Here is a 15,572-nt window from a genome sequence, read left to right as displayed (position 1 = left end):
CAAAAAGCGCCGCCAGAACCAAGTCTTTTCGATTAGGGATCTTATATTTGAAAGATTTATCTCAGAAGTCCTTTTTTACGGGGCTTCGGGGAAGATATTTATACTTTTTGGAGTTTTACCAAACAGCAATAATATTCAACATAAAAATGCAATCTTTTTCTTTACATAATAATCCTTTAATAAATCTTAAAACGTTAAAAACAGCGAAACGTCCTCATTTTTCAATAGGATTTATGTAAATTTGCATGCTAAAGATCATGAGGAATAAGACTATTATAACTCTGTTTATTTTTACCATAGCCATAGCAATGGCAAAAATAAATATGCCTTTGTCGCTTAGAAATATCTCTAACACGACAAAACCTATTATTGTACCCATAGATAGTGTTTTATACCCTAAAACAAGTATAAATAATAATATATCATCAACAAAGAAAGAAGATCCAAAAATAGATACAACAAAAATGGACTCTTTGCAGTATTCCATTTACCTACATAATAAAGCTGTAGACGACTCTATTCGTGCCGATAGTATTATGCGATTACGTTCAAAAACTATAGATGCCCCTGTTTACTATACCGCAGATGACTCTATAGTATACAATACCAATACAGGAATAGCTCATCTTTATGGCAACTCAAAAGTAGACTATGAAAACATGAAATTACAAAGTGATAAAATCTCTATGGATTTAAACAACTCACTTGTACGTGCTACTGGTAGTGTAGATTCTACTTCTAAAGGAGGGATAAAAGGTAAACCTATCTTTAACATGGGAAATGATGAGTATAAAACAGACACAATGGCCTTCAATTTTAAATCGAAGAAAGGAATAATAAAAGATATTTATACTCATCAAGAAGAAGGATATTTAAGCGGAGAAACGGGCAAGCGCGACTCTACAGGTATAGTTTACCTGCAACATGGTCGTTATACAACTTGCGACAAACCCCACCCAGATTTCTACATCGCACTTTCTCGCGCTAAAGTTCGTCCGGGAAAAGATGTTGTCTTCGGTCCTGCATACCTTGTAGTAGCTGATGTGCCACTTCCTTTAGCAATACCATATGGCTTTTTTCCGTTTTCGAAAAAATACTCTTCGGGACTTATTATGCCCAGCTATGGTGAAGAATATACGCGCGGGTTCTATCTACGTGATATAGGATATTATTTTGCCATCAATGATAAATGGGATTTAAAACTCTTAGGCGAGATATATACTCAAGGGTCATGGGGTATAAGTGCTGCTTCTAACTATCGCAAGAGGTATAGATATTCAGGTTCGTTCCTCTTTAGCTACCAAGACACAAGATTGGGAGATAAGGGCTTCCCTGACTACTCTCGTCAAGAAAGTTTCAAGCTACAATGGAATCATCGTCAGGACTCAAAAGCAAATCCTTTTAACTCTCTATCTGCAAGTGTAAACTTTGCCTCTTCATCATACGAACGTAACAATCTTTATAGTATGTACAATCCGCAGGCACTTACACAAAGTACACGAACATCATCTATTAGCTATAGTACAAGATTTTCAAGCATAGGATTAACATTAAATACCACTGCCAATCTTTCACAAAACATGATCGATTCTACCATAGCTCTTACTTTACCTGATATAAACTTGTCTATATCTCGATTTTATCCTTTTAAACGTAAACATGCTGTAGGAAAAGAACGTTGGTATGAGAAAATATCAATGAGTTATACAGGACAACTCTCTAATTCTATAAACACTAAAGAAAATAACCTTTTACATTCTAATATTATAAAAGATTGGAAAAATGCTTTTCAACATACCATTCCTATACAAGGCAACTTCAGCCTTTTTAACTACATTAATATAACTCCGTCCTTTCAGTTTACCGATCGCATGTATACCAATAAAGTTACACGCTCATGGGATAACTCTTTAAGAAAGGAAACTGCAGATACTACTTATGGCTTTCATAATATCTATAACTGGAGTCTTAGCGTAGGAATGACAACAAAATTATATGGTTTTTATGTCCCAAATAAAAAAATATTTGGATCTAAAATAATGGCTATTCGTCATGTCATAACACCAAATATATCTTTCTCTTACTCACCTAATTTTGGAGCACGCAAATATGGTTATTGGGATAGCTATCAAAAAACAGATGCTGATGGTAATGTAAGTTTTATTGAATATTCACCATATAAAAACGAGCTTTATGGAGTTCCTGGTAATACTAAGTCTGAAATGTTATCATGGGATATTAGCAATAATATTGAAATGAAGCTACGAAGTGAGAAAGACTCTACTGGATATAAAAAAATTAGCCTCATTGACGAACTGGGACTTTCCATGTCATATAATGCCGCAGCAAAGATACATCCATGGTCAGATCTGTCTACCCGTATACGTCTCAAACTTTCTAAAAGCTACACATTCTCCATGAATGCTCAATTTGCCACTTATGCTTGGGAAGTAGATAAAAATGGTGCTATACATCAAAGCAATAATACCGAAATATCATTTGGTCGTATGCCACGTTTCCAAGGTTTTTCGCAAAACATCTCATATACGATTAATCCTGACAAAATTAAGAAACTTTTTAGTCACGATGAGCAAAAAAACAAAGATGAAGATAACAATAGCGAGCGTAGAAAAACAGATACAGATATTGATAGTAATATTGATGACAAATTAGAAAAAGGCAAATATAAAGCAAAAAAACAAGAAAGCAACATTGCTGCAACTGATGAAGATGGTTATATGACCTTTAACATGCCATGGTCACTAACTTTTGGGTATGGTATCACTATGCGTGAAGATATAGGTGGAAAATTCCTTTACGATAAGATGCGATACGCATATAGATTTTCACAAACACTTAATTTTAGTGGTAACATACGTATTAGTGATGGATGGAATATTAATTTCTCTTCAGGATATGACTTTGATAATCATAAATTGAGCATGACTACTGCCAGCCTCTCACGCGATCTTCACTGCTTCAATATGAGTGCCTCTGTAGTACTAGCTCCTTACACTTCTTATAATTTTACCTTCCGTGCCAATGCTTCCACTCTTACCGATGCTTTAAAATACGACAAGCATAGCAGCTTTTCACAAAGCGTACAATGGTATTAGAAAAATATGATACTTCTTTATATAACAATGTGATATTTATCAGATAAAATAGTCTGAAATAGAGGCATGCCACTAACAATAAAATAACCATGAGATATTATATGTTAAAAAAACATCCTTACTATTATATATGTATTTTTATATGCCTATCTAACTTATTCTTATTTACATCTTGCGATAATAAAGAAACTGCTAATTTGCTCTTCGATATGGAATACCTCTGTAATGAACAGCTTTCTTCCTTATCGTCTGACAATAAGGGTTATTGGATAGGAAGCGAAACAGGAATAATATATCACATTGAAAAACAAAATAATAAAAAATATAATACAGGACTAGACCGCATCTATGATATAGCACGTGATAACCAAGACTCCTCTAAATTATGGATAGCATCACGAAATGCAGGGATACAGCTTTATAAGATAGAGAATAATACACTTGTTCATAAGAAGACATACACTATAAAGAATAAAGGAAATCGCTATTCTCCTTACGATATTGAAATATCTGATAGCAACATCTTTGCAGCTACTTCACAAGGTCTTTATAAAATAGATTTAAAAAATCATGATAACTCACAAATGATACCTATATACCCTATAAACAAGCACAATATAAAAAATAAAGGTATGCCTTTCCCTATTACCCAACTATGTATTAGTAAAGGAAAATATTTATTTGCAGCTACTCATGAAGGGCTAATATTTTATAATTTACAAAATAAAAAGATTTATTTTAGGCATAAAGGGCACAATATTAACTATTTATCCATAAATAATGGGAAATTATACATTCTCCTTGATCGACAAATGATTATAGAAACTCTTGAAGGAAAACTTATTAAAGAAATATCACTCCCTAACACAGCTTTGGCTTTTTACAAAATAGGGAAAGTTTACTATTTCATATCTCCTTCTTCCATTCATCTTTCTGATGACCTAAAAAGGTTTGTTTCTATACCATTATATTATAATATTCCTAACACATCACATAATTTTATCTTACCAAATAATGGTAATGGTTTCTCATTGATGATAACTAATAATGCTGTATGGAGAATTCCTCACCATTTAGGTGTACTTAATAGTAATACACCTATACTATCAGCTTTTTACAATGGGAAAGATTTTTATTACGTTAACGATTATAATGAATTGTTTTTTCAAAAAGCTGGTACTGGGGCAGCTTATAAAATATATGAGTTCCCTCAAGATAATAACATTACATCATTTTGTGCTATTGGAAATACTATTTATTACTGTAATAATAATAATCTATACTATGTCAATATAGCTGATTCTTACTTATATAATTATCTTTTAGTACACCCACGGCTTCTTTACCATACTAATACACATATTACATCTATGACCGTTTTGCCAAAAAATAAAAAAATTCTTCTCGGTATTCAAGATTTCCTACTGAGCATAGATTCTAAAACTTGTAAAATTGATACCGTTAAACAATTGAACAATAAATATATAACATCAATATCTCATGTTCTATATAGTGAAGATCTATATATATCAACTCTAAATGATGGCATTTTTTGCCTTTCTGGAGGAAAGGTGTTCCCTGTTAAAGGCACTGGAAAATATCCCTTCATACATGACTTACTCGTAAACAATAGTTATGAGCGAAATGTTCTTTTTTTAACTAATCATAAGCTACTATATCTTGGGATAGACTCCATAGAAGTTAATGGTAATAAACGACTTTTTAGCATAAATGACAGTATTATATATACAATACCTGAAGCAGGAATACATAAATATATCATTAAAAATAAAAAGATTAAAGACTGTGGACTGTTATATGCAGATATTCGCTTTAATCCACTTGCATGCTTTGTAAGCAAAAAAAAGCTTTACCTTGGCTCTAATATTGGAATGGCTATTTTATCTCCCTATCAAGAAAATAAATTAGAGTGGATTAGTTTTGATAATAAAGTTAATAGCTTATTATTGTTTCTAATTATAATACCTGCCTTAATATTTATTATCTTAGTATATTTACTTTCAATATATAAATACCATAGTTTGCAGAAAAAACAATTACAAATACGAATAAATGACCTACAACAACGGTCAAAGAGCTTAAATACTATGCTTGCCTATCTCGAACAAAATGGTAAAGATGCTATTACAGATATAAATAATAGTATAAAACTAATAAAAACTAATAGAAAAAATATAACAAAAACTAATGAGCAGATAAAACATATTTCTGAACGTATAATGCATATAAATCGTGATGCTGCTTTACAAATGATAAAAGTTATTGATAGACAAATAGAGCAAATCCGTAATACAGATTTTCAAGAGCAGAAACAACTTATTAACGATTCTGAAAAAGCTAAAAATTCAAATAATATCGATTTGATCATCTATCAAAGTAATCGCAATGAAAAATGGCTATGTAATGTACACAATTTAGTAGAACATGTTCAAATGCTTCGCATTTCTTCAGAAGGCATTCTTACCTTACATGGTATAAATGAAAATATGTCTACAATGTTAGATAAAATAGAAGAGAATAGCCATCGTAAACCTCTATCAGAAATTTATAACGATTTTACTATTATAAAAAAAGAATATGAGCAGATCTTTTCTGATAAAGCCTTGAATGAAATTCTAAAATACATAAACAACACAAAACAAAAATTGCAAACCTTAAAAGTTTATCCTTTTGTTATAGATACTCTAATAGCCGAATTAGAGAATATCCAAAAAAAAGTTACAATACAAGACCGAATAACTATTTTACGCTCTCTTTGTAATATAGATAATCATTTTACGCAAATAAATTTACTTATAAGACTACAAAACCTTATGCAAGAATATACTTATAAGTATAATATTATAATGAAAGAGAATGAAAGTCAAAGACTACGACGGTTTGACCACTGCCAAATTAACAACATATTCACAGCTACACGTGATATTACAAGTAGAATAGCTTCAAACATCATTCTGCTTTATGAAAGTTTTTTAAAAACTGATAAAGAAGTAATAGAAAATATTCTTCATTTCAATAGTCATAACAATCAACAGATAAAGGTCTTATTACTTCTTTTAGCTAACCCTAAAGTAAAACGTACCTTACTACCAGGAATGATAGGTGTTCTTGGCAACTTAAATCCGGTAATAAGCAGAATATACCATAGCAAAATAAAAGAAAATATTACATCTCTTAAAACCTATTGTGATACTAATCCATATACTTTAGTTTATTATATAATAAAAATAGTAGAATAGATAAGCACTGACAATAAGCACTTTAAGATAGTTGCAATTTATTATTTTTTAAAAATAACCAAATGCAACTATTTTTTTTATTCTCTTATACTATCTTTGCAACACATAAAAACATTTTTAAAAATCTATTAAAATTAAAACTTATGGTAAACAAAACTCTTTTTGTTAGTGTACTGACATTTTTTTCAGTAACAACATTTGCACAAAACTCTTCTAAGATTAAAGATGTTAGAACAAGACCTGATTTGTATTTTCTTCAAGACGGGCAACAAGCAAGCTCTTTAGATCTTCTTCCAGCTCCTCCAAAACAAGGCAGTGTTCAGTTTCTTTATGATGAAGCACAATACCAATGGGGAAAAATGCAACGTGATACTCCACGAGGCGATCAGGCTGTAAAAGATGCTCGTGTGGGTGGTGATGGTGTTCCACAGGCTTTTTCAGAGGCCTTTGGTGTAAATATTAGTAAAGAAACAACACCTGAAATTTATAAACTTGTTTTAAATATACGCGAAGATGCTGGCGACCTTGCTACACGTGGAGCTAAAAATCATTATATGCGCATTCGTCCTTTTGCTTTTTATAAAGAAATGACCTGCAACCCAGAACAGCAGCAGGAGCTTTCTACTAATGGTTCCTATCCTTCTGGACATACTGCTATAGGTTGGGCTACAGCTCTTGTACTTTCAGAAATAAATGTAGATCGTCAAAACGAAATTCTAAAACGTGGATATGAGATGGGACAAAGTCGTGTTATTTGTGGATATCACTGGCAAAGCGATGTAGATGCTGCTCGTATAGTAAGTGCTGCAGTGGTAGCTCGCCTGCATGCTAATCCTGCTTTTCAAGCTCAAATGGCAAAGGCTAAAAAAGAATTTGCAAAATTAGTAAAAGAAGGAAAAGTTACTAAAAGTACTTTTAAAGCTTCTAATTAAAAATAAAACTTAAAGTATTATTAATCAACATATTTATCTAAGATATGAAAAGAAATATTGCAATTGCAATCTGTGGATTGCTCGTTAGTACAAGTACTTTTGCTCAAAAAGAACCGAAATTAGAAACAAAAGTTTCTGGTCGTATTCTTATAGATGCAGGCATTATGAAAAATAACAATGAAGAGTTAAACAAAAAACTAAACAATGGTGCAGCTATTCCTGATGCCCGTGTAGGTTTTAGTGCTAGATATGGCAAATGGAAAGCTAAAGTAGATATCGGCTATGCACGTCAAAAGCTCTCTTTAAAAGACATCAACATTGATTATAATATCAACAAAGAGAACCTTGTTCGTGCAGGCTACTTTGTTCATCAGTTTGGTCTTCAGAGTGCTACTTCTTCAAGTTTCAAAATATCTATGGAAGAACCTGAAGCTAATCAAGCTTTCTTTAATAGTCGTTTGCTGGGTGCTATGTTTGTACATTCTGGTGATAAAATACATGCAACAGCTTCTCTATTTGCAGAAAATGATGCTATGAAAAATTCTACCGATAAAATAGGAAATGAAGCATGGGGTGTTATGACTCGTTTTGTCTATCGTCCTTTTACCCAAAGAGGCAAATTATTTCATGTAGGAGTCAGTGGTGCTTTTGAAACTCCTCGTTACAATTCTGATGAAAAATTAAATCACAAAAGTTATACTCTTAAAGCATCATTCCCAACTCGTATTGCTAATGTAGAAGTACAAAAAGCCACTATCGGCAATGCTAAGAATTTATGGAAGATATCTCCAGAATTTACAGCAGCTTATGGCAATTTTGGTGTTGAAGGACAGTATTTCTATGTAAACATTACACGTGATAAAGAAATGCCAAACTATCATGCCTATGGTGCATACACTAACCTCCGCTTCCTTGTTAAAGGTAATGGTTATACATATACAAAATCTGATGCAGGTATTGCTACTCCTGATCCTGGTTCTATGGAATTAGTTGCAGGATACAATTACTCTACCTTAACAGACAATAAAGCAAATATTCGTGGAGGTAAAGTTAATGATTATTCACTTACATTCAACTATTACATTAATAAATATATGATTTGGCGTGTACGTGGCTCTATTACTCGTGCTACAGACAATGATGCCTTTAAAGATAACACATTCTCTATACTTGAAACTAGATTGCAGTTCAAATTCTAAGATCTAACATTTATCTATGTAAAAAGGAGTCTAATGGAAAATATAGACTCCTTTAATACAACAAATAACAAATTAAAGAAAAATGAAAAAACTAAATTCCTTTTTACTTTTACTTGCGCTTTCTTTACTTTGCCCATCAATATCTTTAGCACAGTTACAGCGCACACAAGACTTTAAGAGTAGGTACCAATTAAAAGAAGTAGTAATCCTTTCTCGCCATAATATTCGTTCACCATTATCTACTAACGGCTCAACACTTAGTAAAATGACTCCACATCAGTGGACTAACTGGACATCTGCAGCAAGTGAATTAACTCTTAGAGGTGGTGTTTTAGAAACAGAAATGGGACAGTTTTTCCGCAAATGGACAGTAGAAACAGGTCTATTTAAAGAGAATCATGTACCTACCATTGATGAGGTTAATCTATATGCTAACTCTATGCAACGTTGTATAGCTACAGCTCAATATTTCTCAAGTGGCTTTATGCCTGTAGCTAACTTAAGCGTAAATCACCGCTTTGTACCTTCTAAAATGGATCCAATTTTTAATCCACGCCTAACAAAAACTAGTGATGCTTTCCGTATGCAAGCTATGAAACAAATCAATGCTATGGGAGGTAAAGAGGGATTAGTTGGCATTAACAAACAATTAAAAGAAAGTTATGCCCTAATTGCAAAGGTGTTAGATATGAAACAGAGTGAGTATTATAAAAAAGGTGAAATAAAAGATTTCACTTATGATGATACAAAGATTACACTTGATCTAAATAAAGAGCCTGGTATGAAAGGATCTTTAAAAAATGCTAATTCTGCAAGTGATGCCTTTATTCTTCAATATTATGAAGAGCCAGATGCTATGAAAGCTGCTTTTGGGCATAAAATAAGTCGTGAAGACTGGACTAAGATTGCAAAGATTAAAGATGTTTATGGAGATGTTCTTTTCACTGCACCTATTGTAGCTGCAAACGTTGCACACCCTTTATTACAATATATGTTTGATGAGCTAAACTCTGTAGGAAGGAAATTTACCTTCCTTTGTGGACACGATTCAAACATAGCCAGTGTTAATGCAGCCCTTGGCGTAGAAGAATATAGTTTGCCTAATTCTATTGAAAAAAAGACTCCTATAGGTTCTAAACTAGTTTTTGAAAAGTGGGTAGATGCTACGGGAAAGGCGTATATTGCAGTAAATATAGTTTATCAAAGTACAGACCAACTACAAAAAATGTCTCTATTAGACTTACAACATGCTCCACAAGTTTTCTCTTTAAAACTAAAAGGAATTAGTCAAAATGCAGATGGACTATATTCTTTCGAAGATGTTAATAATCGTTTTAAAGAAGCTCTTAGGGCATACGATGATATCAAATAAATAAAATATTTTCATATAAATAGGTAAATACTGCACATTGCAGATATTTACCTATTTTTTTTATATTATTAGTATGTGCTCTACCCTAAAAACATAAAATATATTATTGCTTATATGATATATAAAAACTCCTTATCGTTTTAATTTTGTAATTTCATTTCTTTAATAATCTATCCATATAAGTATAAAACTCTTTGTCGTTACCTGCAAAAGATTTTATAACAGTTCCATTTTTATCTATTATAACTTTATATGGGTAGCCATATACCTTATATATTTGCTCTGCTATTCCATCTTCACTTCGTACATGTTGCCAAGGAAGTGCATATTTTATAATTGCTTGACGCCACTGTTTATCATCATCTTTACATGCCACTCCTATAATTTCTACCTGATCTTTATGTTGTGCATAAAAAGCTTTTAGCTTTGAGAACCCTTTTATGCACCAAGTACACCATGAACCCCAAAAATCTATTATAAGAAATTTACCTTTATATTGATTAAGTGTTACAAGATTACCATTAAGACCTTTCAAATTAAATTCTAATGCAGGTCGGCTCATTTCTATACGATTCTTAGTATAATAAGCAGCATTACGTTCTTTTACAAAAATATTATAATATTCCAATCCCAGTGCTATTTCCTTTTTTAATCTCCCCTCAGATATTTCCTTAGGATACATTGACAGAAGTTTAGGTATACTGTCTATATTAGCACTTGCCATAATACCTAAAGTTCCTTCTTCATTTATATGTTCACGTATATACTTTACAGCTGCAAGCCCCTTTGCATAGTTTATTTCTCGACGAGCTTCCATGTTTTGTTTACGGAGTTTATTAACATTTCCACCAGCTTTTATACCTTTGTACATAAGTTGATCAGCTTGTGAAAATTCATTTTCATATACTCGTATAAAGTCTTTAGCTTTTCCGTATTGTCTATAGAAAGTAGTTCCTGTCCATGCCAATTTATAATCTTCAGATATAGGACCATATACTATTGCCTCTTCGTTTGGTACAAAGATAGTACTTAAAGTATAAAACTGTCTATCTTTTACTTGTAAAGTAGCTGCACAAGCATTTTCTAATTTAGCAAATAATATAAATTTTCCATCTTTTATTGGAGCTTCTTCGGTAATTATTTTTTGTTTTTGTCCTCTAATAATATATTCATATATTAGAGTACCATTTTTAACATCTGTAAACGTACCTGATAATTTGAAATTATACTGTGCAAGAATAGTATTACTTATTAATATTAATAACAGAGTTATATGTAATTTCTTTTTCAACCAGTATTGATTATTCATTTCTATTTTTATTGTAAAATAAATGTTTTTATTGTTAAATAACAAAAGTTATATATATAATCAAAATATATTTGTTTATGCAAAAATAATAATATTTCTTATTTTATGCAACTTATATAGAATGTTTCATTTTCTAAAAGAAGATAATATATATAGCAAATAGTTTATTTTTTTGTAATTTTGCATTACCATTATAATTTGTATAGAGATAATTAATTAGTTAAAACCTAAATAAAAATGTCATTATTAAAATTTCAACCACTCTTAAAGCAAACTATTTGGGGTGGAAACAAAATTGCTCCTTTCAAGAAAATAGATAATTCTCCTAAAGGAATAGGCGAAAGCTGGGAGGTGTCTGGAGTTCGTGGCAATGAGAGTATTATTGCTAACGGAAAGTATGCTGGTAAGAAACTTAATGAGCTTGTAAAAATTCTTAAAGCGGACCTTGTAGGAAAAGATAACTATGCACGCTTTGCTAATGATTTTCCTTTATTAGTTAAATTCATTGATGCTCGTGAGCAACTTTCCATTCAAGTGCATCCTAATGATGAACAAGCACATAAAAAAGGTGAGTTGCGTGGTAAAACAGAGATGTGGTATGTTATGAAGAGTGAAGAATATGCTTCTTTACGTACAGGACTTACTAAATCTATAACACCTAAAGAGTATAAGGATATGGTAGAAAATGATACTATAACCGAAGCGTTAACAGAATATAAGGTTAAAGAAGGAGATGTTTTCTTTCTACCTGCTGGTCGTATTCACTCTATAGGTAAAGGATGCTTCCTTGCAGAAATACAGGAAACAAGCGATATAACTTATCGCATTTATGATTTTAAACGTGTAGATAAATTTGGAAACATGCGAGAGTTACATACGGAACAGGCTGCTGAGTGCATAGATTATACTGTTTATCCAGATTATAAAACTCATTATATACCTAAAAAAAATGAAGGGGTAGAAATAGTACGCTGCCCTTATTTTACTACATCAGTTTATGACCTTACAGATACCATGACGCTTGATTATAGCGATTTAGACTCTTTTGTTATTCTTGTTGGTTTAAATGGCAATGCAGTTATTACAGATGATATCGGCGAACATGTTTCCTTTTCTGCTGGAGAGTCAATACTTATTCCTGCTACTACAAAAAATCTTAAAATAGAAGGCAGCATAAAATTCTTAGAAACTTTTGTATAAAAAGAAATTATAAAAATCTTTTCTTTTAAAAGTAAAAGTATTTTTTATATATGTATGTTTTATATAAAATGCTTTGTAAGCACCTCATAACAGTAAAAATATAAGAAAATCTGAAGAATATTTTATCTAAGAAAACGTAAGTTCTTTAGGCGAAATTAATGAAATAATTATATCACACAAAAGTAATAGATGTGAGGTGCTTACTCTTTTCTTATTGCTATTATATTTGATACTTTATACTACCGACAATTATATGTGTTCAACTCCAGCTTATTTGTCTTATCTTCCCCGACTTTACCGTAGCTTTTATTAAATATCTTTTCAATCCTTTTCCTCCCTTTCTGTCAATAATCAGTTTTGCAGGTATTTTAAGCTGTACAGAACTATCGTTTCCTTCTTTAAAGATTATATTTTTAAAATCACTTAAATGCCAATTTATTGTTTTTACATCTGCCTGATATAGCTTATCATTCATATATTTAATAATATCTTTAGAAGTAGAGCCTGCTGCTCCTTGAAACTTTAACTTAGTCTCAACCACACTATTAATTTTATTTTTATTACGGGTATTGATGCCTACTAATAACTGTCTAACACAAGAAAATGCTTTCTTCTTTTCTTCTTCCGAAATTATTTTAACGAAATCTCTATTTAATATCTCATGAGATTCTAATTTATAAAGACCATTAGGATGCTGAGCCATATAATGTAAATAAGCACTTTTTGTATTTAATAATATAGCCTTTTGCCAATCTATTTCATCTATTTTAGATAATATTGCTGTTCTATATGGAGATTTAGGATGTGCATCTAAATATTTCAATAATTCCTCGCGAGTACTATTGTCAATAATCTCCTCTAATTTTTCATTATTACCAATATACTTTCCTTTATTGAATGAAGAATTTATTATTTCTTTTTGCTTAATAGAAGATTTTGGGTATTTTCCAAGAAATTGCCTAAATAATGTAGAATCTTTTTCTTTTAATGCTATCTCGTATTCTTGTTTATCTGCTGTTTTACTTATATTTGTATATATAAAAAACAAAATAACACTTGTTATAATAGTCATCATAATAGCTATTATAAGCGATTTATGAATATTTTTCTTTGTTTTTTTTATTTTTGTTACTTCTTTTGATATACTTCTTTTTCGCTGTATATCTAATTCTCGCCTATTTACTATTAAATTAATATTTGGTTTTACCTCAATATTATCTTCCTGCTCTTTATCATTGACATTAACGGAAGACTGTAAATCTTTTTCTTTTCTTACATAATGACAAAAAGGACATTGTTTTTCTTCTTTAATATAAAGCTTTCCACAATGAAAACACTTTATAATGTTCCCAGCTATTTCTACGCCACAATTTGGGCAAATAGGCGCTTTATCGCTCACTTGATGACCACATTCTGGACACTTAATTATCATAAGGTGACTTTAATATTAAATTTACACTCCGTTTTTGTAGACTTAATGCCGCCTTCTATATCTAATTTCACGTATGCTATGCCTTCCTAACAATCTACTCTTGTCAATATATCCATTAACCCCGCCGATATGTCCTTTACCTGTATACTGCCAAGCAAATATATCTCTACCATCTTTAAGCTCAGGCTCTCGCCCATTATATTGTGCTATAAATAGTTTATATCCATCTATAGAGCCTAAAAGATAGCGATTATAAAAATTAGTATAAGTGTACACTAAAGGACGAACACCATAAGCTTTCGTCATTAATACAAGAAATTTTTGCAAACTATCCTGCAGCTCATAAGTATATAATCCACCAGTTGTTTCAATATCTACCATAGGTATTAAGTCTTGATCTTGTGGGCGACACTGGGTGATAAAATTTCTAAGTTGTATTTCTTGAGGAATTTTTGGGCGATAAAAATGATATGACCCAACATTCATTCCTACCCTTTTAGCAGACTCTATGTTTTCCAAATAAGTTTTATCTATATTGGTTCCGCCTTCTGTTGCCTTCAGGTAGACATAATTAATCTTATGATTGCTATTCTGTGAAATAGTTTCCCACCATACACTACCTTGGTAATGACTCATGTCTATACCATGTATATGCCTACAAGTATCTTCACATTGTATATACGACTGTGCTTTCAGATTTCCGAAAACACATGTAATCATAATTAATAAAAAGAATATTTTAAATCTCATACATGCAAAGATACAACTTTCTAATGACAATATTAAGATGAAAAACTATATATTAAGAAGTTTTTAGGCGTATTAATCTTTGAAAGGTTTTTAATAAAGCATTGTAAAATAAGCAAACTCTACTCTTCTATTTCTTTTAAACTTTTAGTAATATTACTCATAAAATTGCTAATTGTCTCAGCAGGAAAGTATTTTATATATCTAAAACTTCGTCGCAAATTACGTCGTAAAATGGCATTGTTATTTTGAACAAACCCAAAAGAATTTTGTCTAAAATGCCAATCTTGAGCTGTGTCTTTTGCAAGATCTGAAATACTTTTCATAGTTAATTTATAGGCTTTAATCTTATACTCTCGTACAAAAGGTATTTCATCTTGTTCAAAATCAAAAACAGATATTAATATATTACCTTGTAATTGTGCCATTGATTGCAAAAAAATATAAGAAAGCCATTTCTCTAATTTAACAAAATCTATACGATCTCCTTTCCCCTGAGTTCTAAGATATTTTCCTAAATTAATAATACCTTCAAGAGTCATGCCACAATTAAGCATAGACTTAGAATTAGCTATTATAATTTTAAGCAAATCAATAGTTTCTACAGATGTATCAATGGAATGCAACTCGTTTTTGATAATATTTTGCAATCTATAATTAAGAAAGGTATTACTTAATCTTATATTTTCTTTAGGTATATTTATTAAAGAAGAAATAGATGCCTGTTTCGTCTTTTTGCTTATTATTGTTCTTATTTCTTTTGGTAAAAAAACCTTATCCTCGCTTAAATACTTATTTATTCCAGAAACAAAAGTTGGCACAACACCTTGCACTTCTACCATTTGTAAAAGTCGTTTCCATTTAAAAGAAGACATCGGCTCTATTAAAGAATGAGTTCCAAAAGCACCATATCTCAATATATTGAAAAAATTACGCTCAATTATTGTTCTATTATTTATGTCTGCAACTTTCATATAGATTGATTATTTAAAAACTAAATAAATT

Annotated in this window: 10 protein-coding genes; 6 read left to right on the top strand and 4 right to left on the bottom strand. The window is 31.1% G+C overall.

Annotated features, from left to right (window positions below; translation table 11 throughout):
* Window positions 1-257 precede the first annotated feature (257 nt).
* The 5 genes from AC1DCD_RS02390 to AC1DCD_RS02370 all read left to right on the top strand — a co-directional run bounded on the left by AC1DCD_RS02390 (window position 258) and on the right by AC1DCD_RS02370 (window position 9,879).
* Entirely contained in the window at window positions 258-3,116 is a 2,859-nt protein-coding gene (locus AC1DCD_RS02390; protein ID WP_464639972.1) for a putative LPS assembly protein LptD, read from the top strand.
* Between the two features lie 209 nt (window positions 3,117-3,325).
* Entirely contained in the window at window positions 3,326-6,376 is a 3,051-nt protein-coding gene (locus tag AC1DCD_RS02385; protein ID WP_464639974.1) for a hypothetical protein, read from the top strand.
* Between the two features lie 143 nt (window positions 6,377-6,519).
* Window positions 6,520-7,308, top strand: a complete 789-nt coding sequence (locus AC1DCD_RS02380) for an acid phosphatase (protein WP_036854058.1) — start codon at window positions 6,520-6,522, stop codon at window positions 7,306-7,308.
* A gap of 44 nt (window positions 7,309-7,352) precedes the next feature.
* Window positions 7,353-8,507, top strand: a complete 1,155-nt coding sequence (locus AC1DCD_RS02375; RefSeq protein WP_464639976.1) for an OprO/OprP family phosphate-selective porin — start codon at window positions 7,353-7,355, stop codon at window positions 8,505-8,507.
* A gap of 82 nt (window positions 8,508-8,589) precedes the next feature.
* Window positions 8,590-9,879: a histidine-type phosphatase gene (locus tag AC1DCD_RS02370; protein WP_008448734.1), complete on the top strand. Its 1,290-nt coding sequence runs from the start codon at window positions 8,590-8,592 to the stop codon at window positions 9,877-9,879.
* Between the two features lie 154 nt (window positions 9,880-10,033).
* On the opposite strand, the gene AC1DCD_RS02365 is transcribed toward AC1DCD_RS02370, so the two are convergent.
* Window positions 10,034-11,188: a redoxin family protein gene (locus AC1DCD_RS02365; RefSeq protein ID WP_464639978.1), complete on the bottom strand. Its 1,155-nt coding sequence runs from the start codon at window positions 11,186-11,188 to the stop codon at window positions 10,034-10,036.
* A gap of 237 nt (window positions 11,189-11,425) precedes the next feature.
* On the opposite strand from AC1DCD_RS02365, the gene AC1DCD_RS02360 reads away from it, so the two are divergent.
* Window positions 11,426-12,388, top strand: a complete 963-nt coding sequence (locus tag AC1DCD_RS02360) for a type I phosphomannose isomerase catalytic subunit (protein WP_464639980.1) — start codon at window positions 11,426-11,428, stop codon at window positions 12,386-12,388.
* A 259-nt stretch (window positions 12,389-12,647) separates the two neighbouring features.
* Here AC1DCD_RS02360 and AC1DCD_RS02355 read toward each other — a convergent pair whose 3' ends face one another.
* The 3 genes from AC1DCD_RS02355 to AC1DCD_RS02345 all read right to left on the bottom strand — a co-directional run bounded on the left by AC1DCD_RS02355 (window position 12,648) and on the right by AC1DCD_RS02345 (window position 15,541).
* Window positions 12,648-13,820 carry a zinc ribbon domain-containing protein gene (locus AC1DCD_RS02355; protein ID WP_464639982.1) on the bottom strand — a complete coding sequence of 391 codons (1,173 nt, stop codon included), beginning with the start codon at window positions 13,818-13,820 and terminating at the stop codon, window positions 12,648-12,650.
* A 42-nt stretch (window positions 13,821-13,862) separates the two neighbouring features.
* Window positions 13,863-14,570, bottom strand: a complete 708-nt coding sequence (locus AC1DCD_RS02350; protein ID WP_308533017.1) for a glycoside hydrolase family 25 protein — start codon at window positions 14,568-14,570, stop codon at window positions 13,863-13,865.
* 119 nt (window positions 14,571-14,689) lie between these two features.
* The gene (locus tag AC1DCD_RS02345; protein ID WP_036854049.1) at window positions 14,690-15,541 is read right to left on the bottom strand and encodes a hypothetical protein; all 852 of its coding nucleotides are present in this window, start codon (window positions 15,539-15,541) and stop codon (window positions 14,690-14,692) included.
* Window positions 15,542-15,572 lie beyond the last annotated feature (31 nt).

Source organism: Prevotella sp. C0209C1 (genome assembly GCF_056583855.1).
Note: the sequence above shows the minus strand (reverse complement) of the source record. Positions and strands in the feature narration are given on the sequence as shown.

Coding starts and splice junctions, on each gene's coding strand:
- AC1DCD_RS02350 (WP_308533017.1), bottom strand. CDS start 14,570: ATGAGATTTAAAATATTCTTTTTATTAATTATGATTACATGTGTTTTC.
- AC1DCD_RS02375 (WP_464639976.1), top strand. CDS start 7,353: ATGAAAAGAAATATTGCAATTGCAATCTGTGGATTGCTCGTTAGTACA.
- AC1DCD_RS02370 (WP_008448734.1), top strand. CDS start 8,590: ATGAAAAAACTAAATTCCTTTTTACTTTTACTTGCGCTTTCTTTACTT.
- AC1DCD_RS02385 (WP_464639974.1), top strand. CDS start 3,326: ATGGAATACCTCTGTAATGAACAGCTTTCTTCCTTATCGTCTGACAAT.
- AC1DCD_RS02355 (WP_464639982.1), bottom strand. CDS start 13,820: ATGATAATTAAGTGTCCAGAATGTGGTCATCAAGTGAGCGATAAAGCG.
- AC1DCD_RS02365 (WP_464639978.1), bottom strand. CDS start 11,188: ATGAATAATCAATACTGGTTGAAAAAGAAATTACATATAACTCTGTTA.
- AC1DCD_RS02360 (WP_464639980.1), top strand. CDS start 11,426: ATGTCATTATTAAAATTTCAACCACTCTTAAAGCAAACTATTTGGGGT.
- AC1DCD_RS02380 (WP_036854058.1), top strand. CDS start 6,520: ATGGTAAACAAAACTCTTTTTGTTAGTGTACTGACATTTTTTTCAGTA.
- AC1DCD_RS02345 (WP_036854049.1), bottom strand. CDS start 15,541: ATGAAAGTTGCAGACATAAATAATAGAACAATAATTGAGCGTAATTTT.
- AC1DCD_RS02390 (WP_464639972.1), top strand. CDS start 258: ATGAGGAATAAGACTATTATAACTCTGTTTATTTTTACCATAGCCATA.